We start from the raw sequence: 19574 nt of genomic DNA, 5'->3' as shown, positions 1-19574 counted from the left end.
GGGACAGCGCACGCTGGGAGGGCCGCTCAAAGCTTCCCGGTGTACGTGCCCCGGCAACGCAACTCTGAGGAAGTCCCCCAAGACATCCCCAGATGCCAGTCGGCGCCCCCCAAGACGCCGGTCTGACACCGCCAACTTAGACCTTCGAAGCCCTTCGATGGTTACGTTCGCATCACTGTGATCTGCGTCTCTTGCATATGTCCTGTAGGCACGCAAGAGCCCCGATACGCCGATCGGGACCCAAGCGTAAGGAAGATGCGCGAGCCTTGTGAAGAGCTTATGTGAGGTGTGCGCCGGACTCCAGGGGGACCGGGAGATCGGTCACCGCGGCCGCCGGTTCACCGGAAGGCCCGCAGCCGCAGACTGTTCGTGACCACGAAGACCGAGGAGAAGGCCATGGCGGCCCCCGCGATCATCGGGTTGAGCAGCCCCGCGGCGGCCAGCGGCAGCGCCGCGACGTTGTAGCCGAAGGCCCACACCAGGTTGCCCTTGATGGTGGCCAGCGTGCGCCGGGACAGCCGGATCGCGTCCGCGGCCACCCGCAGGTCCCCGCGCACCAGGGTCAGGTCGCCGGCCTCGATCGCCGCGTCCGTGCCCGTGCCCATGGCCAGGCCCAGGTCGGCGGTGGCGAGCGCGGCGGCGTCGTTCACGCCGTCGCCGACCATCGCCACGGTCCGCCCCTCGCGCTGCAGCCGTCGTACGACGTCCACCTTGTCCTCGGGCAGCACCTCGGCGACCACCTGTGCCGCGTCGATGCCGACGTGCCGGGCGACGGCCTCGGCGACGGTCCGGTTGTCACCGGTGAGCAGCACCGGCGTGAGCCCCAGCGCGCGCAGCTCGCGGACCGCCTCGGCGCTGGTCTCCTTGACCGCGTCGGCGACCGCGAGGACGCCCCGGGCGCGCCCGTCCCAGCCGGCCACGACGGCCGTACGGCCCTCCTGCTCGGCCTCGCGGACCGCGCGCGCCACCTCCGGCGGCAGCTCGTCGTACAGACGGCCCACGGCCACCTCACGGCCGTCCACGCGTCCGCGCACGCCCCGCCCGGGCACGTTCTCGAAGTGCTCGACGGCCGGCAGCGCTCCGGCGCCCGCCCTCTCGGCGCCGGCGGCGATGGCACGGGCCACGGGGTGCTCGGAGGCGTGCTCCAGGGCGCCCGCGAGCCGCAGCAGCTCCTTCTCGTCCTCGCCGTCGGCGGCGTACACCGCCTGGAGGCTCATCCGGCCGGTGGTGACCGTGCCGGTCTTGTCCAGGACGACCGTGTCCACGCGGCGGGTGGACTCCAGCACTTCGGGGCCCTTGATCAGGATGCCGAGCTGGGCGCCGCGCCCGGTGCCGACCATCAGCGCGGTCGGTGTGGCGAGGCCCAGCGCGCACGGACAGGCGATGATCAGCACGGCGACGGCGGCCGTGAACGCGGCGGCGGTGTCGCCGGTGGTGCCCAGCCAGACGCCGAAGGTGCCGAGCGCGATGAGGATGACCACGGGCACGAAGACGGCGGAGATCCGGTCGGCGAGCCGCTGCACCTCGGCCTTGCCGTTCTGCGCGTCCTCCACCAGCCGCGCCATCCGGGCGAGCTGGGTGTCCGCGCCGACCCGGGCGGCCTCGACGACCAGCCGGCCGCCCGCGTTGACCGTGGCGCCGGTGACCCGGTCGCCGGGCCCGACGTCCACCGGCACCGACTCGCCGGTCAGCATGGACGCGTCCACCGCGGAGAGGCCCTCCACCACCGTGCCGTCGGTGGCGATCTTCTCGCCGGGCCGTACGACGAACCGGTCGCCGACGGCCAGGGATGCCACCGGCACCCGTACCTCGCGGCCGTCCCGCAGTACCGCCACCTCCTTGGCGCCCAGCTCCATCAGGGCCCGCAGGGCGGCGCCCGCGCGGCGCTTGGAGCGCGCCTCCAGATAGCGGCCGAGCAGGATCAGCGCGACGACCCCGGCGGCCACCTCCAGGTAGATCGTGGAGGCGCCGTCCATCCGCGAGACCGTGAGGCGGAACGCGTCGTGCATGCCGGGCGTGCCCGCGTCGCCGAGGAACAGCGCCCACAGCGACCAGCCGAACGCGGCGAGTGTGCCGACCGAGACGAGGGTGTCCATGGTGGCGGCGCCGTGCCGCAGGTTGGTCCAGGCGGCCCGGTGGAAGGGCCAGCCGCCCCAGACCACCACCGGCGCGGCGAGGGTGAGCGAGAGCCACTGCCAGTTGTCGAACTGGAGCGCCGGGATCATCGCGAGCAGGACCACGGGCGCGGCCAGCAGCGCGGAGACGAGCAGGCGGTGCCGGAGGGCGTCCGGCTCGGTGTCCCGTCCGGGGGTGTCCGGTGCGGTCTCGGGCGCGGGCTCGGGCGGTGGGGGCTGCTCGGCGGTGTAGCCGGTCCGCTCCACGGTGGCGATCAGGTCGGCGACCCGGACCCCCGGGGCGTAGGCGACCCTGGCCTTCTCGGTGGCGTAGTTGACGGTGGCGCTGACGCCGTCCATCCGGTTGAGCTTCCGCTCGACGCGGGCGGCGCAGGAGGCGCAGGTCATGCCGCCGATGAGCAGTTCGACCTCGGCGGTCGCGTCCGCGACGGCGGTGGTCTGCGCGGTGGTGCTGGTCATGTCCGGACTCCAGACATCGGACCGGGCCGTACGGAACCAGTATGAGCTGGTCGGTACGGCCCGGTCGGGGGAAACGGAGGGTCTTCCTCAGGCCTGGCCGGCCAGCTCGAAGCCGGCCTCGTCCACGGCGGCCCGCACGGCCTCCTCGTCCAGCGGGGCCGCGGAGACGACGGTCACCTCGCCGGTCGACGCGACGGCCTTGACCGAGCTGACGCCCGGGAGCTGGGAGATCTCGCCGGAGACGGCGCCCTCGCAGTGGCCGCAGCTCATGCCGGTCACCTGGTAGACGGTGGTGACGGAGCCCGGGGTGTCGGTGTGGGCGGTCATGTCGTTACTCCTCGTCGAGGTGTTCGGGGGCGGTGGTGCTCCTGGGGATGTCCACGCTCTCTCACCTTATACCCCTAGGGGGTATCAAGCAACGCGGGATCGGCCGACGCGGGGAGGGCGATTTCCCGCCCCGGGAGCAACTGGACGGCGGCACGCCATAACTCCGCACGGGGCACGTCCGTTTTATGGGGGTGCGGGTGAGTGCCCGCGATGATGTCAGGAAGGCAGGAAACCAATGAGACGGACTACCCGAAACGGTGTGTTCGCCGTCGCAGCCGCGTCCGGCGCGATGGTCGTGGCGCTCCCGGTGTCCGCCGCCTTCGCGGCCGACGGGGCCGGTGCCGACGCGGTGGCCGCCGGTTCGCCCGGGGTGCTCTCCGGCAACTCCGTCCAGGTCCCGGTGCACGTGCCGGTGAACATCTGCGGCAACACCGCCGACGTGGTGGGACTGCTCAACCCGGCCGCGGGCAACACCTGCGTGAACGGCGGCACGGCGAAGGCCGCCGCTGCCGGGAAGAGCGGTACGGCGAGGGTCCACGGTGCCCGGACCAGCGGCGTGACGAAGGCCGCCGGCGGCGGATCGGTCGCGTCGGGCGGGGCGACGGCGCACGGCAGGACCGCTCACTCGCCCGGGCTGCTCTCGGGCAACGGCCTGGAGCTGCCGGTCGACGTGCCGGTGAACTTCTCCGGGAACAGCGTCAACGTGGTCGGCGTGGGCAACCCGGTCTTCGGCAACCACTCGGCCAACGAAAGCGGCGACCACCCGCTCCAGGTCCGGCACCACCCGGTCCACAAGCCCCGGGCCGCCACGCCTCCGGCTCCCGTCCGCTTCCACCCCGCCCCCCACCCGGTGGCGTCCTCGCTGGCCCACACCGGGGCGGACCTCACGGCCCCCGCCCTCGCGGGCAGCGCCGCGCTCATCCTCACGGGCGGCATCCTGTACCGCCGCTTCGGTGGGGGGCACGCCCGCTGAGGCGGCTCCCTGGTTCCCGGGGCGTGCCCCGGTCCGGACATGTGCTGCGGGCCCACTGTGTCCTCTCCCGGACCCGCAGCGCCGAACAGGAGCCGTACGCCGGCCCGGTGCCGGCGACCGGGGGCCGCGTGCGCTCACGCGGCCCCCGGCGCGTTCGCTTCGGGCAGGGCCCCGGGAGTCTCGTGCAGCACCTCCCGGGGCCCTGACGCGTCCGGCCGCACGGACCGGCCCACGCGGCGACGCGCTGCGGCGGCCGACGGTGTCGGTCATGCGCAGCGCGTCGCGCGGGGGGCACCCACAGACCACGAGACCACGCCGCACGCGAGGGCATGGGACGTGGTCTCGAAGGAATGATCTGTGCGTGCCCGGGCCGAGGGCGGTCGGGCTCTCAGAGCGCCTGGCTGTTGCAGCCCATGTCCGAACCGAGGTGGTTCTGTTGCGCGCCGGGGTTGCCCTCACCGTTCAGCAGGTTGCCCGCCAGGCCGGTGATGGCGCCGATGCTTCCGATCACTTCGATGTTCATGTCGTGCGAGCGGCACTCGGTGCCCTGGGTGATGTCGAGGTCCTGGCCCGACTCACCGTGCGCGAAGGCGGTGTTCGCGCCGAGCGAGCCGACAGCGCCGAGGATGGCGCCCACGAGGACCGCCTTGTGGAACTTGCCCATTGGTTCTCCGTTGGTTGAGGAGACCCGATCTGCATCGGATCGGGTCGGTTTTCGGATGAGGTGGGTCAGGGTTCAGCCGAGCTCGGGCTTCAGCCGAGCCGGGGAAGTCCCAGCTGGCCGACGGGCGGTGCCGCGACCTGCCCGAGGCCGACCGGGGCCAGCTCCGGGACGCTCCCCGGCGTGACCTGCGGATTGAAGAGCGGGTTGATCTGCGGGTTCACCTGGGGGTTCACCTGAGGGGCGACGAAGGCCGGGGGCTCCGGACCGAACGCCTGGGGCACCGCCACCTGCGGGGCGACCTGCGGCATGACCTGGGGCATGACCTGCGGCACCACCTGCGGCTGCGGCGGAGCGGCCTGGACCGGCGGCGGGGGAGCGGCCTGCTGCGGATACGGCGCGGTGGAGGCCTGCGCCGTTCCCTGCGATGTGGCCGAGGCCGCGGCGTAGCCGGTCTGCTGCTGTGGCGCCGGTGCCGGTGCGTACTGAGGCTGGGGTGCCTGCTGCTGGTACTGCGGCGCCTGCTGCTGGTACTGGGGCGGCGGTGCCTGCTGGGCGTACTGGGGTGGCGGAGCCTGCTGGGGGGCGGGTGCGTACTGAGGCTGCGGGGCCGGTGCGTACTGAGGCTGCGGGGCCTGCTGCTGGTACTGGGGCGGCGGTGCCTGCTGGTACTGGGGCTGCGGTGCCTGCTGTTGGTACTGGGGTGGCGGAGCCTGCTGTGCGTACTGGGGCGGCGGGGCCTGTTGAGGGGCGGGCGCCGGCTGTGCGTACTGGGGAGCTGGATAGTCGGGAGCCGGCGCCGGAGTGGGACCGCCAGGTCCGCCGAGCGTGTCGGCATGGCTGACGCCGACGCCGATGGCGGACAGACCGCCGGCCGCCGCGACGACGAGCGCGGCCTTGTGAAGCTTGCGCATGAAACCCTCGGCCCTTCGATACCTGAAACATTGCATTCAGCGCGGTCACGCGTGCGGCGAGTGTGGTTATCGCACCAAAAGGTCAGCAGCGGTAATGCTGAATAGCACGCGGACTTCGCGTCCGAGCCGACAGCGAAGTCGCTCACCCCTCTTCGGATGAACGGCCGCTGCCCCTCTCCCCGTTGGAACGACGGTTCCTCGCTGTGGTCACGTTCTCGGCGAGCCGTCACCCGATTGCGCTGAGACGAGCGGCTCGGTGGCCCACGCGCCGTTGAGGCAAATGGGTGACCCCCCGGGAGGTGCCCGTATCTGAGCCGGTTACCGCCTCGTTCCTTCAGGAGCCGAGCGCGATGCAATCGTTGCCGCGGCGGAAGGCGGCAGGAACAGTGACAACGTGCTGCCGCATCAGCATTTCACCAGGTTCCGTGTACAGGTCAATGAAGGGCCGAGGATTCCATGCGCAAGCTTCGCCAAGTCGCGCTCGTCGTCGCAGCGGCCGGTGGTCTCTCCGCCGTCGGCGCCGGCCCCAGCTCTGCCGCCCCCGCCGCCTACAACGGGGCTGCGCCGCCCCCCGTTTCCCAGCAGGAGGCCCAGGCCGCCGCGGCCACCACATCACAGGCCACCGCGCAGACCTACGGCCAGCCCGCCCCGCGGCCGGTGGCCCCGCAGCGGGGAACGGAAATCGCCCCGCAGATCAACCCGCAGCTGAACCCGCAGATCAGCCCGCAGGTCACCCCCCAGGCCCCGCAGTCCCAACAGGGCGCCCCGGTGCACCAGAACAACCTGTTCCGGCCGTCCCAGGAGTGCAGCCCGCAGACGTTGCTCGACGCGAACGTCCCTGTCGCGCTGCTCGCGGCGTCCGAGACGCGCGGCGTCGACTGCACCCAGGCCAACAGCCAGGCGAACTCCCTCGCCAGCGCGACCGCGATGCGCCAGTAACCCTGGCGAACGGTCGGCACCAGAACCTCGGTACGGGAGTACGGGGCCACCTGTCGACGGGACTTGACGCGTCCGATTCGGCTTTTCGGGTCATCTCTTTTGCCTGTTCAGGAATTCGGCGCGCCGTTGTCCGTTTTGGGATACTTCGTATTAGTCTCCCGTAATTGAGACGAGTCGATCGATCACGGATCGCGCTCAACCAATCCCATCGGAGATGACATGCGCAAGCTTCGCAACGTTGCCGTCCTGGTCGCCGCGCTCGGCACCATCGGACTCGTGAGCGGCACGGCCCACGCGGGCCAGGGTGGCGGCAAGGGCGGTGACCACGGCGACAGGTTCAACATCACGCAGAGCTCGCAGTGCAAGTCGCACGACCTGAACCTCGACCTCCTCGGCGAGGTGGGCGTGCTCAACGGCCTGCTGGGCAACGGCCTCAACGGTGAGGGCAACCCGGGTGCCCAGGCCACCGACATCGGCTCGACGATGGGCTGCAACAACAGCGCCTTCTAGGAGTTAGGTCCGGCGCGCCAGGCGCAGGACGACCAATGGTCCCGGCAACCGAGTATCAGGCAGGCTGCCGGGACCATTTGCGCACACCGACAGGCATCCGCCCCTCACATCACGGGAGATGAAATGCACAGGCTCCGCATGGCTGCCGTCCTCCTCGCCGCATTCGGGAGCGTCGGGCTCCTGGGCGCCGGCGCCGCCCAAGCCGACCAGGGCTGGGGCAAGGGAGGCGACAATTTCGACGTCAAGCAAAGCAGCAAATGCACGTCGCACGACCTGAACCTCGACATCCTCGGCGAAGTCGGTATCGCCAATGGTCTGGGCGGCAACCTGCTGAACGGCGAGGGCAACCCGGGGGCCCAGGCCACGGACATCGGCTCGTCCATGGGCTGCAGCAACAGTTTCGGCGGCCGGTAGAGCGGTAATCCCGGCAGCGCGGTAATCCCTTTCCCGGTACCCGGCCACGGCCGCGGTACCGGGAATTCGTTTTGCCGGCGGACCTGTCCGTGAAAAAGAATTGCCGGTCCGAGGTCATCCCGGACCGGCGCTCGCTGACACTGTTCAGAACGTGATGTGCGGCTTCTTGAAACCCTTGGGCAGCTCCGCCCTGTTGGAGCAGTCCACCGCCTGTCCGACGGTGGCGGACCCGCTGTCCGTCAGCCGGTCGTCCGGGAGCACCACGCGCGGCCGGTCGGCCATCGAGCAGTCCTGCTCCTGCCTGAGCGTGTGTGTGTCGTCCTTGTCGATCCGGGTCTCGCTCTGGTGCACACAGACGGTCCCCCCCTGCGGGGTGGTCTTGCAGTCACCCGGACTCGGGTCCGCGTACGCGTGTCCGGCGCCGACGCAGACCAGGGCCAGACCCCCGACGAGCCCCGAGAGGGTGGCGATCCGCTGCAGATGGAACATGTGCTGCCTTCCTTGACGACGGAGGCCCGGGCGCCTGTGCCACTGACCGGCGTGCGCCCGGGCCCGAGAACATCGGAACAGGTCATCCCGCACCGGAGCGCGTCGCGAGCCGAGCGCGGGGGCGGGACGGCGGCAGCCCGGACGCGGGCCACTGGATGGCCGCGCGTCCGGGCTGAGTTGGCCGTGGGGTGTCACTCGGTGCACCGTCGAACGGGATCGAGCGACCGTGGCACCGATGAGGTGGGCCCCGTTACGTCGTTACTCGCCCTCGTGCTCGCCGTAACCCTGCTCCTGCTCGGGGCCGGGGTTGCCCTGCTCCTCCGGCTGGCCCTCGTGCATTTCCTGCGGCTGCACGTAGTCGCCACCGACGGCCAGGGCGTTCGCCGACGAGTTGGCCACGGCGGTGACGCCCGGAGCCCCTTCGTCGCCACCGTAGGCGAAACCGACCCCGGCGCCGAGGGTGGACAGCCCCATGACCGCCACCGCTACGATCGCAGCACGCTGAAACTTGCGCATGTTTGACCCTTTCTCACCCGGACGCGACGCCCGGCTTGACAACTCGGAGTGATCGTATACTCACATCGAGTAGTTATTCAGGATCTGCGCTCGCCATGTCGCGTCGTGCCCTCGTGTGGTGTATCGGCGTCGCGAGACGTCGGGCGGGGGCGGCCTCGAACCGCGCGGTCAGGCCCAGGGGCCGGGAGACTCCGGCCGGCGGTCGGCCCTTTCGCGCACTCCCCTGGTCGCGGGGGAGCACGTCACCTCCGGGCCGAGCCGCATCCGGCCGTTGCCCAGGGCGGCGGGCAGGGTCAGCGGTTCCACCTTCTGGCAGTTCTCCTGGTGGGGAACGGCGCCGTCGTCGGGGAACTCGCCCGAGATCCGCTGTGAGCAGGTGAGGCTGCCCAGCAGGTCTTTGGTGCAGACCCCCGGATCGCTCGCGGCGTATGCCTGGGCGGTGCCGACGCACGTCAGAGCGAGGCTGCCGAGCAGCCCCGAGACGGCCACGATCTTCTTCGTGTCGAACATGTGATGCGGTGTCCCTCGGTAAGGGTGCCCGGGCGCCGGCCGCGCCGGGGCTCTGTCTTCGACGCTCGGGCGACGGCCGGAGGGGGAAGCCCTGGAGGGGTTGGCTCACCTCGCAGGGCTTCGCCGAGCGCCGCGTGCGATGGTGCGGTCAAGCTCAGCCGGCGAAAGCGTTGTTGTACTGGCCGCAGGTGGTGTCCATCGTGTCGGCGAGACCGAGGACGGCGACCGGGATGTCGTTCTCGGACACCGTCTGCGGGCTGCACTCCTGGTAGGGGCGGTAGAGGTCGTTGACCTGCGGCCCGCTGTCGGAGGTGTCGGCGATGGCGGTGCCGGCGCCGATGGCCGACAGGCCGCCGGCCGCCACTGCCGCGATCACAACCTGCTGAAACTTGCGCATGGAACCCTCGGCTCTTTGCTTGTCCGTTGAGGCTGATTGCCCATTGTTACCGAGCAGATACTAGCAGTGACTGTGGGGTCGTCCCGCGCCGGACGCCCGTGTCACGAAGGGAGCGCGGGCGGGCAACTCGGCGAAAACGCGCGTCGGTTGCACAGGGGGACACCTGTTCCGCGCCCCGGAGGCCGTCGAGTTCGCGGATTATCACAGCGGTCGCGGCAGGACACGCCCCGCGGGTCCACGGAACGTCCCGGCCCGGTACGGATGATGGGCCGGCCCGGGAATCCCGTGGCGTCCGGCGCCGTCCCTGCTCCGGGAGGAGAGGCCCTAGCCTTCGCGCAGGCCCCCGGAAGGAGCAGGCATGCGCGCGGTGGTGTTCGAGGAGTATGGCAAACCGGCCGGGATACGGGACGTACCCGACCCGGAGCCCGCGGAGCACGGCGTGGTCGTACGGGTGGAGGCCACCGGTCTGTGCCGTAGCGACTGGCACGGCTGGATGGGGCACGATCCGGACATCACGCTGCCGCACGTGCCGGGGCACGAACTCGCCGGTGTGGTGGAGGCGGTGGGCGCGCGGGTGACCGGCCGGCGGCCCGGCGACCGGGTCACCGTGCCGTTCGTGTGCGCCTGCGGCACCTGCCCGTCCTGCAGGGCGGGCGACCAGCAGGTGTGCGAGCGGCAGACCCAGCCCGGCTTCCACCACTGGGGCTCCTTCGCCGAGTACGTCGCGCTCGACCACGCCGACGTCAACCTGGTCCCGCTCCCGGACGACATGGCGTACACCACCGCCGCCGCTCTCGGCTGCCGCTTCGCGACCGCGTTCCGGGCCGTGGTGCAGCAGGGCCGGGTGGCGGCCGGGGAGTGGGTCGCGGTGTACGGCTGCGGCGGGGTGGGCCTGTCCGCGGTGATGATCGCGGCGGCCTCGGGGGCCCGGGTGATCGCGGTCGACGTCTCACCCCGGGCCCTGGACCTGGCGCGGGAGTTCGGCGCGGCAGCGTGCCTGGACGCGTCCGGCGTGTCCGATCCGGCCGCCGCCGTCCGCGAGCTGACCGGCGGCGGAGCGCACCTCTCCCTCGACGCCCTCGGCTCGCCCGCCACCTGCGCGGCCTCGGTGAACGGCCTGCGCCGCCGCGGCCGGCACGTCCAGGTGGGCCTGCTGCCCTCGGCCGACGGCACCACCCCGGTCCCGCTGGGCCGCGCGGTCGCCCTGGAGCTGGAACTCCTCGGCAGCCACGGCATGGCCGCGCACGCCTACCCCGCCATGCTCCGGCTGGTCGGCTCCGGTGTCCTGCGCCCGGACCTCCTGGTCACCCGGACGATCCCGCTCGACGCGGCCCCGGCGGCCCTCGCCGCGATGGACACGGCGCCGGGCGCGGGCGTCACGGTCATCGAACCCCGGAGCTGACGGCCTCCCCCCTCGGCCGGCCGCCGGATCCGGTGGCGCGGGTCAGTCGTCCACGCGGCCGCGGTTGCGGGGGCGGGAGGCGACCCAGGCGCGGACCGTGTCGGGGTACCAGTAGGGCTTGCCCCGCTCGACGCGGTCGGGCGGGGGCAGCAGCCCGTGCTTGCGGTAGGACCGCACGGTGTCCGGCTGCACCCGGATGTGCGCCGCGATCTCCTTGTACGACCAGAGGCTTCGGTCGGTCATGAGCTGTACCTCCCCGCGCGCGCCGCGGCGGCGACCGGGGGAGGCCGCCGGGGGGACCGGGCGCTGCGCTGGCGATCACCAGGCCTGTGCCCGTTGAACGAGGCGGGGTGACCGGGGGAGAACGCCTGTGGGCCAGGTGTGACGCAGGGCCCGCACAGTCGGGACATGTGTGACGGGAAGGGGGTATTTGTGACGCGGTGACTACATGGAGCGGACCCCCGGAGCGGACTGGTCCGAATGTCCGGACAAAACATTGACAGGGTGAGTCGTGCGGGGCTAGAAAGCCGGGGAGAGCCGTGACGAAGGGAAGCCGATGGCCTACGACCTCATCACCATGGGGCGGATCGGGGTGGACCTCTACCCGCTGCAGACCGGTGTCCCGCTCGCCCAGGTGTCGTCCTTCGGCAAGTTCCTCGGCGGGTCGGCGACGAACGTGGCGGTCGCCGCCGCCCGGCTCGGCCGGCGCACCGCCGTCATCACCCGCACGGGCGACGACCCGTTCGGCACCTACCTGCACGAGGCGTTGCGCGGCTTCGGCGTGGACGACCGCTGGGTCACCCCCGTCCCCGGCCTGCCCACCCCGGTCACCTTCTGCGAGGTCTTCCCGCCGGACGACTTCCCGCTCTACTTCTACCGGCAGCCCAAGGCGCCCGACCTGGAGATCGACGCCCACGACCTGGACCTCGACGCCATCCGGGAGGCCCGGATCTTCTGGGTCACCGGCACCGGGCTGAGCGAGGAGCCGAGCCGTACGGCCACCCTCGCGGCCCTCGCCCACCGGGCCGGGGCCGGCACCACCGTCTTCGACCTCGACTGGCGCCCCATGTTCTGGTCGGACCCGGGCGCCGCGCGCCCCTTCTACACCGAGGCCCTGCGCCACAGCACCGTCGCCGTCGGCAACCTGGACGAGGTCGAGGTCGCCACCGGCGTCCGCGAACCGCATGCCGCCGCCCGCGCCCTCCTGGACGCCGGGGTGGAACTGGCCGTCGTCAAGCAGGGCCCCAAGGGCGTCCTCGCCGTCAACCGGGAGGGCGAGTCCGCCGAGGTCCCGCCGCTGCCCGTCACCGTCCTCAACGGCCTCGGCGCCGGTGACGCCTTCGGCGGCTCCCTCTGCCACGGCCTGCTGTCCGGCTGGGACCTGGAGAAGATCATGCGCCACGCCAACGCGGCCGGCGCCATCGTCGCCTCCCGCCTGGAATGCTCCTCCGCGATGCCGACCCCGGCCGAGATCGCCGACGCCCTTGCCTCCGGAGCGATCCTGTGAGGGCGGGCCGCGTCACGGGCACGCACCACGAGACAGGCCCGAGCGCCGGCCTCACGGAACCCGCGGGCGCCTCCGGCGAGAACGCCGAGGCCTCGGGCACGCACCACGAGACGGACGCTGCCGGGGCACCCGGCGAGGACGCCGAGGCCTCGCGCACGGACGTGAGTGCGACCGGCCCTCGCGAAGCCCCCGCGGAAACCGCGGGCGCACCCCGCGAGGGCGCCGCGGCCTCCCCCCAGGGCGCCGCGGCCGATGCCCCGCGCCGGGGCACCGCGGCGGGCGTACCCCGGGTGAGCGCCGCCACCGCCGCCCGCGAGGGCGCCGCGGGCGGTTCCCCGGAAGGGGGCGCCGCCGCCCGCCGGGGCACCGCGACCCACCCCGGTGCCCCCGCGCCCACCTCCCGCCGAAGCGCCGCGGGCACCCGTGTCGACGTGGCCGAACTCGTTCGGATCCGTACCCGGCACCCCGAGGCGATCGCCGAGGCCGCCGCCCGTCGGGCGCGCAGGCCGTTGCTGGGCGAGAGCGGGCGGCTGATGATCGTCGCCGCCGACCACCCGGCCCGGGGCGCGCTCGGTGTCGGGGATCGCAGGCTCGCCATGGCCAACCGGGCCGGCCTGCTCGAACGTCTCTGCCTCGCGCTGTCCCGGCCCGGTGTCGACGGGGTTCTCGCCACCGCCGACATCCTGGACGACCTGCTCCTGCTCGGCGCCCTGGAGCACAAGGTCGTCATGGGGTCCATGAACCGCGGCGGGCTCCAGGGGGCCAGCTTCGAGCTGGACGACCGGTTCACCGGCCACCGCCCCGAGGACATCGAGCGGCTCGGATTCGACGCGGGCAAGCTGCTGCTGCGCGTCGACTACGCCGACCCGGGCTCCCTGACGACCCTGGAAGCCACCGCCCGGGCCATCGACGCCATGGCCGCGCGCCGGCTGCCGGTGTTCGTGGAGCCGTTCATCAGCCGCCGCACCCCCGAGGGGAAGCTGGCGAACGACCTGTCCGCCGAGGCGGTCACCCGGTCCCTCGCCATCGCCTCCGGCCTCGGCGGCTCCTCCGCCTACACCTGGCTGAAGGTGCCGGTCACCGAGAACCCCGACGACATGGCCCGGGTCATGGAGACCTCCACACTGCCCGCCGTGCTGCTCGGCGGGGACATAGGCGACTCGCCCGAGGACCAGGTCGCCGCCTACGAGAAGTGGCGCGGCGCGCTCCAACTCCCCACCGTGCGCGGCCTGGTGGTCGGCCGCTCGCTGCTGTACCCGGCGGACGGCGATGTGGCCGCCGCCGTGGACACCGCCGTAGGACTGCTGTGAGGGCCGTATGACCAGCACCGATCTGCATCTGCCCCGGGGCGCCACCGCGAACGCCCGGTACGCCGTCGACATCGGCCCCGAGACGGCCGGCTGGACCCACAGCAGCCTGCGCGTGGTCGAGTTGGCGCCCGGTGACAGCCATGCGTTCACCACCGGCGACAGCGAGTGGATCGTGCTTCCGCTGGAAGGCGGATGTACCGTACAAATCGAGGCTGCGTCAGCCGAGCAGACCGAGTTCCAACTCCTGGGCCGGGACAGCGTGTTCAGCGGGGTATCCGACTTCGCGTACGCGCCCCGGGACGCCCGGGTCCTGATCGCCTCCGGCGCGGGAGGCCGCTTCGCCCTGGCAGGAGCGAAGTGCGAGCGACGACTCCCCGCCCGCTACGGCCCCGCGCCGGAGGTCCCCGTCGAGGAACGCGGCAGCGGCACCTGCGCCCGCCGGGTGCGCAACTTCGCCTCCGCGGACTCCTTCGACTGCGACAGGCTGATCGCCGTCGAGGTGGTCACCCCCGGCGGCAACTGGTCCTCGTACCCGCCGCACAAGCACGACGAGCACCGGCCGGGCGAGGAGTCCGAGCTGGAGGAGATCTACTACTTCGAGATCGACGGCCCGAACGGGATCGGGTACCAGCGCGTGTTCCCCTCCCGCGAGGGCGGCTCGGACGTCCTCGCCGAGGTCCGCTCCGGCGACGCCGTCCTCGTCCCCGACGGCTGGCACGGCCCGTCCATCGCCCAGCCCGGGCACGACATGTACTACCTGAACGTCATGGCGGGTCCGGGCGAGACCCGGGAGTGGCGGATCTGCTTCCACCCCGACCACGTAGAGAGCACAGGGGGCTACCGATGACGATCCGGCTGACCGTCGCCCAGGCGCTGGTCCGTTTCCTCGCCGCCCAGTACACCGAACGCGACGGCGAGCGGCGCCGGCTGATCGGCGCGACCTGGGGCATCTTCGGGCACGGCAACGTCGCCGGCCTCGGCCAGGCGCTGGTCGAGTACGCCGACGTGATGCCGTACCACCAGGGCCGCAACGAGCAGTCCATGGTGCACGCGGCGGTCGGCTACGCCCGCCAGTCCAACCGGCTGTCCACGCACGCGGTGACGACGTCGATCGGCCCCGGCGCCACCAACCTCGTCACCGGCGCCGCACTGGCCACCGTCAACCACCTCCCGGTGCTGCTCCTGCCCGGCGACGTCTTCGCCACCCGCCCCGCCGACCCGGTGCTCCAGCAGCTGGAGCTGCCGTACGCGGGCGATGTGTCGGTCAACGACACCCTGCGCCCGGTGTCCCGGTACTTCGACCGCGTCACCCGTCCGGAGGCCCTGATCCCGAGCGCCCTCCAGGCCGTGCGGGTGCTCACCGACCCCGTGGAGACCGGCGCCGTCACCCTCGCCCTGCCGCAGGACGTCCAGGCGGAGGCGTACGACTGGCCGGAGGAGTTCTTCGCCGACCGGGTGTGGACCGTACGACGGCCGGGCGCGGACCCGGCCGAGCTGGCCGAGGCCGTCCGGGCGATCCGCGAGGCGCGCAGGCCCCTGGTCGTGGCCGGCGGCGGGGTCCACCACAGCCGCGCCGAGGAGGCACTCGCGGAGTTCGCGGCCGCGACCGGCATCCCGGTCGCCTCCACCCAGGCCGGCAAGGGCTCGCTGCGCCACGACCACCCGCAGGACGTCGGCGGGATCGGCCACACCGGCACCGCGACCGCCGACGAGCTGGCCCGCACCGCGGACCTGGTGATCGGCGTCGGCACCCGCTACACCGACTTCACCACCGCCTCCGGCACCCTCTTCGAGCACCCGGACGTCCGCTTCCTCAACCTCAACATCGCCTCCTTCGACGGCCACAAGCTGGCCGCGCTCCCGCTGGTGGCCGACGCCCGCAGCGGTCTGGAGGAGCTGACCGAGCGGCTCCAGATGCACGCCTACCGGGTCCCCGACGCCTACGTCACCGGGTACACCGAGGACAAGGAGCGCTGGGAGGAGCGCGTCGACGCCTGCTTCGAGGCCGCCGAGACCGACGCCCGGCCGACGCAGCCGCAGGTCATCGGCGCGCTGGACGCGCTGGTGGACGAGTCGGACATCATCGTCAACGCGGCCGGCTCGCTCCCGGGCGACCTGCACAAGCTGTGGCGGGCACGCTCGGCGGACCAGTACCACCTGGAGTACGGCTACTCCTGCATGGGCTACGAGATCCCCGCCGCCCTCGGCGTGAAGCTCGCCGCGCCCGAGCGGAACGTGTGGGCGTTGGTCGGCGACGGCACGTACCTGATGATGCCGACGGAGATCGTGACCGCCGTGCAGGAGGGCATCGCGATCAAGGTGCTGCTGGTGCAGAACCACGGGTACGCCTCGATCGGGGGGCTCTCGGAGTCGGTGGGCGGCGAGCGGTTCGGCACCGCCTACCGTTTCATCTCGGACGACGGCACCTTCACCGGCGCCCCGCTGCCCGTCGACCTCGCCGCGAACGCGGCCAGCCTCGGCATGCGGGTGCTGCGCGCGAAGACCGTGGGGGACCTGCGCGAGGCGCTCGCCGAGGCGCGGTCCGCCGACACTCCCACATGTGTCTACGTGGAGACCGAAACGTCCGACACTGTGTCGGGCGCGCCTTCGGCGCAGGCCTGGTGGGATGTTCCTGTGGCCGAGACCGCGACCCGGCCGTCCGCGGTCAAGGCACGTGAGCTGTACGAACGGCACGTCTCGACCCGGCGCCGCCATCTGTGAGAAGGAGTTTTGGGGCATGACGAAGATCGTCAACCACTGGATCGGCGGGAAGACCGCCGAAGGCGCGTCGGGTACGTACGGGCCGGTCACCGACCCTGCCACCGGCGCGGTCACCACCAAGGTCGCGTTCGCGTCGGTGGAGGAGGTGGACGCGGCCGTGGCGGCCGCGAAGGACGCCTATCTGACCTGGGGCCAGTCCTCGCTGGCCCAGCGGACCACCATCCTGTTCCGCTTCCGCGCCCTGCTGGACGCCCACCGCGACGAGATCGCCGAGCTGATCACCGCCGAGCACGGCAAGGTGCACTCGGACGCGCTCGGCGAGGTCGCGCGCGGCCTGGAGATCGTGGACCTGGCCTGCGGGATCAGCGTCCAGCTGAAGGGCGAGCTGTCCACGCAGGTCGCGAGCCGCGTCGACGTCTCCTCCATCCGCCAGCCGCTCGGGGTCGTCGCCGGCATCACGCCGTTCAACTTCCCGGCGATGGTCCCGATGTGGATGTTCCCGATCGCCATCGCCTGCGGCAACACCTTCGTGCTGAAGCCGAGCGAGAAGGACCCGTCGGCGTCGATCAGGATCGCCGAGCTGCTGTCGGAGGCCGGGCTGCCCGACGGTGTCTTCAACGTCGTGCACGGTGACAAGGTGGCCGTCGACCGTCTCCTGGAGCACCCGGACGTCAAGGCCGTCTCCTTCGTCGGCTCCACCCCGATCGCCCGCTACATCCACACCACGGCCTCCGCCAACGGCAAGCGGGTGCAGGCCCTCGGCGGCGCCAAGAACCACATGCTGGTCCTCCCGGACGCCGACCTGGACGCGGCGGCCGACGCGGCGGTCAGCGCGGCCTACGGTTCCGCGGGCGAGCGCTGCATGGCCATCTCGGCCGTCGTGGCGGTGGGCGCCGTCGGCGACACGCTGGTGGAGAAGATCCGCGAGCGCGCCGAGAAGATCAAGATCGGTCCGGGCAACGACCCGGCGTCGGAGATGGGCCCGCTGATCACCGCCGCCCACCGCGACAAGGTGGCCTCGTACGTCTCCGGCGCCGCCGCCGAGGGCGCCGAGGTGGTGCTGGACGGCACGGGCTACACCGTCGAGGGTTTCGAGGACGGTCACTGGATCGGCATCTCGCTGCTGGACAAGGTGCCGACCAGCGCCAAGGCGTACCAGGACGAGATCTTCGGCCCGGTGCTGTGCGTGCTGCGCGCCGACACCTACGAGGAGGGCGTGGCGCTCATCAACGCCTCGCCGTTCGGCAACGGCACCGCGATCTTCACCCGGGACGGTGGCGCGGCCCGCCGCTTCCAGCTGGAGATCGAGGCCGGCATGGTCGGTGTGAACGTGCCGATCCCGGTGCCGGTGGGCTACCACTCCTTCGGCGGCTGGAAGGACTCGCTCTTCGGCGACCACCACATCTACGGCAACGACGGCACGCACTTCTACACCCGGGGCAAGGTCGTCACCACGCGCTGGCCCGACCCGGCCGACGACCCGGCCGGGGTGGACCTGGGCTTCCCGCGCAACCACTGAGCGCCGGCGGGACCCCCTCGTCAGGCCGTCCGGATTCCGGACGGCCTGACATTTTTTTGACACGTCGGCTGCGGTTCCCGTTCATGCGGGACGAAACGGGTGACGAAGGGGTGAAGAGCAGATGACCTTTGAAAGCAAGGTCACTTTCGGGAAGGTCTTGATGGATGCACCTATAGGACGTCGCAGCCTACGAAAGTGATGCGACGTAAGGACCGTCCAGGCTGCGGATTCCGCAGGTAAACGGCCATTGACGTGACGGTTTTCGTCGGGGTTCTCTAAGCAACGCCGGGAGCGGACACGACGAACGTACGACGAACCGCCGGAGGCGATAGCGCTCCCGACCCCCACCCCAGTCGCACGAGTCGATCGGAACCGCCGTATGACCGACACGCTCCAGAAGTCCGTGGCAGACACCGCGCCGGCCCCCGCGCCGGGGCTGAAGCGCTCCATCGGTGTCGTCGGCGGCACCCTGCTGACGCTGTCCTGCGTCACCCCCGCCTCCACGCTCTTCGTGGTCGTCCCGGATCTGTTCGGCTCCCTCGGCACCGCCACCGCCCTGACGATCGCCATCGGCTCCCTGCTCTGTATCGCCGTGGCCTTCTGCTACTCCGAGCTGGGCACCCTCATCCCCAGCGCGGGCGGCGAGTACGCCATGGTCTCCACGATGGCCGGACGGCTCGCGGGCTGGCTCGTCTTCGTGCTCTCCCTGCTGGTCGTGATGATCGTGCCCCCGGTGATCGCCATGGGCACCGCGGACTACCTCGCCCCCCTCGTCCACCTCGACCCCTCCCTGACCGGCGCCGGCGTGATGCTGCTGGCCACCCTCGCCGGCCTGCTCGACCTGCGGGCCAACGCCTGGATCACCGGCATCTTCCTGGTCCTGGAGGTCGTCGCCGCCGGGGTCGTAGCCCTGCTGGGCTTCTCGCACAGCCACCGCGGGGTGGGCAGCCTGGTCTCCATGCAGGTGGCCGGCGCCCACGGCCACACGGACACCGTGACGGCCATGCTGGTGGTCTCCGGCCTCGCCATCGCCCTCTTCGTCACCCAGGGCTTCTCCACCGCCGTCTACCTCTCCGAGGAACTGGAGAACCCCCGCCGGAACGTCGCCCGCACGGTCCTCGCCACCCTCGCCATCTCCACCGTGGTCATCCTGGTGCCGGTCGCCGCGATCACCATGGGCGCCGGCGACCTGAAGGAGCTGACCGGCGGCGACATCAGCTCCATGGTCACCGCCTGGTCCAACTCCGCGGTCGGCACCTTCGTCAGCCTCTGCGTGGCCCTGGCGATCATCAACGCGGGCATCGTCATGGTCATCCAGAACTCCCGCGTCCTGTTCGCCTCCGCCCGCGACAAGGCCTGGCCCGGCCCGGTCAACGCCGTCTTCTCCAAGCTCGGCCGCTTCGGCTCCCCCTGGGTCGCCACCCTCGCGGTCGGAGTCCCCGGCGCGATCCTCTGCTTCGTCAACCTGGACACCCTGTACGGCGTCACCGGCGTCTCGGTGACCGGCATGTACCTGCTGGTCGCGGTCGCCGCCCTGCTCGCCCGCCGCGGCTCCCACCGGCACACCCCCGCCTGGCGCATGCCGCTCTGGCCCGCCGTACCGGTCCTGCTCATCGCCGTCCTGGCCTACGTCCTGACCCAGCAGGAGACGGTCTACCTCCTGTGGACCGGCGGCATCGTCGCCGCGGCGACCCTGTACTGGGCCCTGTACCTGCGCCCGCGCAGGGAGACCCGCTGGCTGGTGTCGATCCCGGAGGACGCCCGCGCGTAGGCACCCGTGCGGGGGTGCGGGGCCGGCGGCCGTACCACGGCTGCGGTACGAGGCCACCGGCCCGTACGCCCGCAGAAGGGTCAGCCCCTCACTCCGGGGT

General features: G+C 71.9%; 20 protein-coding genes. 11 read left to right on the top strand and 9 right to left on the bottom strand.

Annotated elements, in window-relative coordinates; translation table 11 throughout:
• Positions 1–338: 338 nt before the first annotated feature.
• Entirely contained in the window at positions 339–2594 is a 2256-nt protein-coding gene (locus ACZ3ZD_RS14780) for a heavy metal translocating P-type ATPase (RefSeq protein WP_467396714.1), read from the bottom strand.
• 87 nt (positions 2595–2681) lie between these two features.
• Complete coding sequence (locus ACZ3ZD_RS14775; RefSeq protein ID WP_467396712.1) at positions 2682–2921, bottom strand: heavy-metal-associated domain-containing protein; 240 nt, start codon at positions 2919–2921, stop codon at positions 2682–2684.
• A gap of 259 nt (positions 2922–3180) precedes the next feature.
• On the opposite strand from ACZ3ZD_RS14775, the gene ACZ3ZD_RS14770 reads away from it, so the two are divergent.
• Positions 3181–3894 (top strand): chaplin, encoded by a 714-nt coding sequence (locus tag ACZ3ZD_RS14770; RefSeq protein WP_467396710.1) that lies wholly within the window; start codon positions 3181–3183, stop codon positions 3892–3894.
• Positions 3895–4282: 388 nt separating this feature from the next.
• Here ACZ3ZD_RS14770 and ACZ3ZD_RS14765 read toward each other — a convergent pair whose 3' ends face one another.
• Entirely contained in the window at positions 4283–4558 is a 276-nt protein-coding gene (locus ACZ3ZD_RS14765; protein ID WP_467396708.1) for a hypothetical protein, read from the bottom strand.
• 89 nt (positions 4559–4647) lie between these two features.
• Positions 4648–5469: a hypothetical protein gene (locus ACZ3ZD_RS14760; protein ID WP_467396706.1), complete on the bottom strand. Its 822-nt coding sequence runs from the start codon at positions 5467–5469 to the stop codon at positions 4648–4650.
• A 456-nt stretch (positions 5470–5925) separates the two neighbouring features.
• On the opposite strand from ACZ3ZD_RS14760, the gene ACZ3ZD_RS14755 reads away from it, so the two are divergent.
• From ACZ3ZD_RS14755 to ACZ3ZD_RS14745, 3 genes are all read left to right on the top strand, one after another.
• Positions 5926–6408, top strand: a complete 483-nt coding sequence (locus ACZ3ZD_RS14755; RefSeq protein ID WP_467396704.1) for a hypothetical protein — start codon at positions 5926–5928, stop codon at positions 6406–6408.
• 219 nt (positions 6409–6627) lie between these two features.
• Entirely contained in the window at positions 6628–6918 is a 291-nt protein-coding gene (locus ACZ3ZD_RS14750; RefSeq protein WP_467396702.1) for a hypothetical protein, read from the top strand.
• A 123-nt stretch (positions 6919–7041) separates the two neighbouring features.
• Positions 7042–7332, top strand: a complete 291-nt coding sequence (locus tag ACZ3ZD_RS14745; RefSeq protein WP_467396700.1) for a hypothetical protein — start codon at positions 7042–7044, stop codon at positions 7330–7332.
• 144 nt (positions 7333–7476) lie between these two features.
• Here the strand turns inward: ACZ3ZD_RS14745 and ACZ3ZD_RS14740 are convergent, their stop codons facing one another.
• The 4 genes from ACZ3ZD_RS14740 to ACZ3ZD_RS14725 all read right to left on the bottom strand — a co-directional run bounded on the left by ACZ3ZD_RS14740 (position 7477) and on the right by ACZ3ZD_RS14725 (position 9244).
• On the bottom strand, positions 7477–7821 hold the full coding sequence (locus tag ACZ3ZD_RS14740; RefSeq protein ID WP_467396698.1) for a hypothetical protein: 345 nt from the start codon (positions 7819–7821) through the stop codon (positions 7477–7479).
• A 258-nt stretch (positions 7822–8079) separates the two neighbouring features.
• Positions 8080–8337, bottom strand: a complete 258-nt coding sequence (locus ACZ3ZD_RS14735) for a hypothetical protein (RefSeq protein ID WP_467396696.1) — start codon at positions 8335–8337, stop codon at positions 8080–8082.
• Positions 8338–8505: 168 nt separating this feature from the next.
• Positions 8506–8847, bottom strand: a complete 342-nt coding sequence (locus ACZ3ZD_RS14730) for a hypothetical protein (RefSeq protein ID WP_467396694.1) — start codon at positions 8845–8847, stop codon at positions 8506–8508.
• Positions 8848–9001: 154 nt separating this feature from the next.
• Positions 9002–9244, bottom strand: coding sequence for a hypothetical protein (locus ACZ3ZD_RS14725; protein WP_467396692.1), 243 nt, complete (start codon positions 9242–9244; stop codon positions 9002–9004).
• A 358-nt stretch (positions 9245–9602) separates the two neighbouring features.
• On the opposite strand from ACZ3ZD_RS14725, the gene ACZ3ZD_RS14720 reads away from it, so the two are divergent.
• A complete protein-coding gene (locus tag ACZ3ZD_RS14720; protein ID WP_467396690.1) occupies positions 9603–10646 on the top strand; it encodes a zinc-dependent alcohol dehydrogenase family protein in 1044 nt (347 codons plus the stop codon).
• 42 nt (positions 10647–10688) lie between these two features.
• On the opposite strand, the gene ACZ3ZD_RS14715 is transcribed toward ACZ3ZD_RS14720, so the two are convergent.
• Complete coding sequence (locus ACZ3ZD_RS14715; protein ID WP_467396688.1) at positions 10689–10889, bottom strand: helix-turn-helix transcriptional regulator; 201 nt, start codon at positions 10887–10889, stop codon at positions 10689–10691.
• A gap of 313 nt (positions 10890–11202) precedes the next feature.
• Here ACZ3ZD_RS14715 and iolC point away from each other — a divergent pair, with 313 nt between their 5' ends.
• The 6 genes from iolC to ACZ3ZD_RS14685 all read left to right on the top strand — a co-directional run bounded on the left by iolC (position 11203) and on the right by ACZ3ZD_RS14685 (position 19474).
• A complete protein-coding gene (gene iolC, locus ACZ3ZD_RS14710; protein WP_467396686.1) occupies positions 11203–12153 on the top strand; it encodes a 5-dehydro-2-deoxygluconokinase in 951 nt (316 codons plus the stop codon).
• A gap of 431 nt (positions 12154–12584) precedes the next feature.
• Entirely contained in the window at positions 12585–13463 is an 879-nt protein-coding gene (locus tag ACZ3ZD_RS14705; protein ID WP_467397190.1) for a Cgl0159 family (beta/alpha)8-fold protein, read from the top strand.
• Between the two features lie 7 nt (positions 13464–13470).
• The gene (iolB, locus tag ACZ3ZD_RS14700) at positions 13471–14310 is read left to right on the top strand and encodes a 5-deoxy-glucuronate isomerase (RefSeq protein WP_467396685.1); all 840 of its coding nucleotides are present in this window, start codon (positions 13471–13473) and stop codon (positions 14308–14310) included.
• Positions 14307–16184, top strand: a complete 1878-nt coding sequence (gene iolD / locus ACZ3ZD_RS14695) for a 3D-(3,5/4)-trihydroxycyclohexane-1,2-dione acylhydrolase (decyclizing) (RefSeq protein ID WP_467396683.1) — start codon at positions 14307–14309, stop codon at positions 16182–16184. Before iolB ends, iolD begins: the two co-directional genes overlap by 4 nt.
• 16 nt (positions 16185–16200) lie before the next feature.
• Complete coding sequence (gene mmsA / locus ACZ3ZD_RS14690; protein ID WP_467396681.1) at positions 16201–17703, top strand: CoA-acylating methylmalonate-semialdehyde dehydrogenase; 1503 nt, start codon at positions 16201–16203, stop codon at positions 17701–17703.
• Between the two features lie 379 nt (positions 17704–18082).
• Positions 18083–19474, top strand: coding sequence for an APC family permease (locus ACZ3ZD_RS14685; protein ID WP_467396679.1), 1392 nt, complete (start codon positions 18083–18085; stop codon positions 19472–19474).
• The last annotated feature ends 100 nt before the right edge of the window (positions 19475–19574 follow it).

This window comes from Streptomyces sp. NPDC023481 (assembly GCF_055560195.1).
Note: the sequence above shows the minus strand (reverse complement) of the source record. Positions and strands in the feature narration are given on the sequence as shown.

Bases quoted from the DNA above. Each gene is read 5' to 3' on its own strand.
- ACZ3ZD_RS14780 (WP_467396714.1), bottom strand. From the start codon at position 2,594: ATGACCAGCACCACCGCGCAGACCACCGCCGTCGCGGACGCGACCGCC.
- ACZ3ZD_RS14775 (WP_467396712.1), bottom strand. From the start codon at position 2,921: ATGACCGCCCACACCGACACCCCGGGCTCCGTCACCACCGTCTACCAG.
- ACZ3ZD_RS14765 (WP_467396708.1), bottom strand. From the start codon at position 4,558: ATGGGCAAGTTCCACAAGGCGGTCCTCGTGGGCGCCATCCTCGGCGCT.
- ACZ3ZD_RS14760 (WP_467396706.1), bottom strand. From the start codon at position 5,469: ATGCGCAAGCTTCACAAGGCCGCGCTCGTCGTCGCGGCGGCCGGCGGT.
- ACZ3ZD_RS14755 (WP_467396704.1), top strand. From the start codon at position 5,926: ATGCGCAAGCTTCGCCAAGTCGCGCTCGTCGTCGCAGCGGCCGGTGGT.
- ACZ3ZD_RS14750 (WP_467396702.1), top strand. From the start codon at position 6,628: ATGCGCAAGCTTCGCAACGTTGCCGTCCTGGTCGCCGCGCTCGGCACC.
- ACZ3ZD_RS14745 (WP_467396700.1), top strand. From the start codon at position 7,042: ATGCACAGGCTCCGCATGGCTGCCGTCCTCCTCGCCGCATTCGGGAGC.
- ACZ3ZD_RS14740 (WP_467396698.1), bottom strand. From the start codon at position 7,821: ATGTTCCATCTGCAGCGGATCGCCACCCTCTCGGGGCTCGTCGGGGGT.
- ACZ3ZD_RS14735 (WP_467396696.1), bottom strand. From the start codon at position 8,337: ATGCGCAAGTTTCAGCGTGCTGCGATCGTAGCGGTGGCGGTCATGGGG.
- ACZ3ZD_RS14730 (WP_467396694.1), bottom strand. From the start codon at position 8,847: ATGTTCGACACGAAGAAGATCGTGGCCGTCTCGGGGCTGCTCGGCAGC.
- ACZ3ZD_RS14725 (WP_467396692.1), bottom strand. From the start codon at position 9,244: ATGCGCAAGTTTCAGCAGGTTGTGATCGCGGCAGTGGCGGCCGGCGGC.
- ACZ3ZD_RS14720 (WP_467396690.1), top strand. From the start codon at position 9,603: ATGCGCGCGGTGGTGTTCGAGGAGTATGGCAAACCGGCCGGGATACGG.
- ACZ3ZD_RS14715 (WP_467396688.1), bottom strand. From the start codon at position 10,889: ATGACCGACCGAAGCCTCTGGTCGTACAAGGAGATCGCGGCGCACATC.
- iolC (WP_467396686.1), top strand. From the start codon at position 11,203: ATGGCCTACGACCTCATCACCATGGGGCGGATCGGGGTGGACCTCTAC.
- iolB (WP_467396685.1), top strand. From the start codon at position 13,471: ATGACCAGCACCGATCTGCATCTGCCCCGGGGCGCCACCGCGAACGCC.
- iolD (WP_467396683.1), top strand. From the start codon at position 14,307: ATGACGATCCGGCTGACCGTCGCCCAGGCGCTGGTCCGTTTCCTCGCC.
- mmsA (WP_467396681.1), top strand. From the start codon at position 16,201: ATGACGAAGATCGTCAACCACTGGATCGGCGGGAAGACCGCCGAAGGC.
- ACZ3ZD_RS14685 (WP_467396679.1), top strand. From the start codon at position 18,083: ATGACCGACACGCTCCAGAAGTCCGTGGCAGACACCGCGCCGGCCCCC.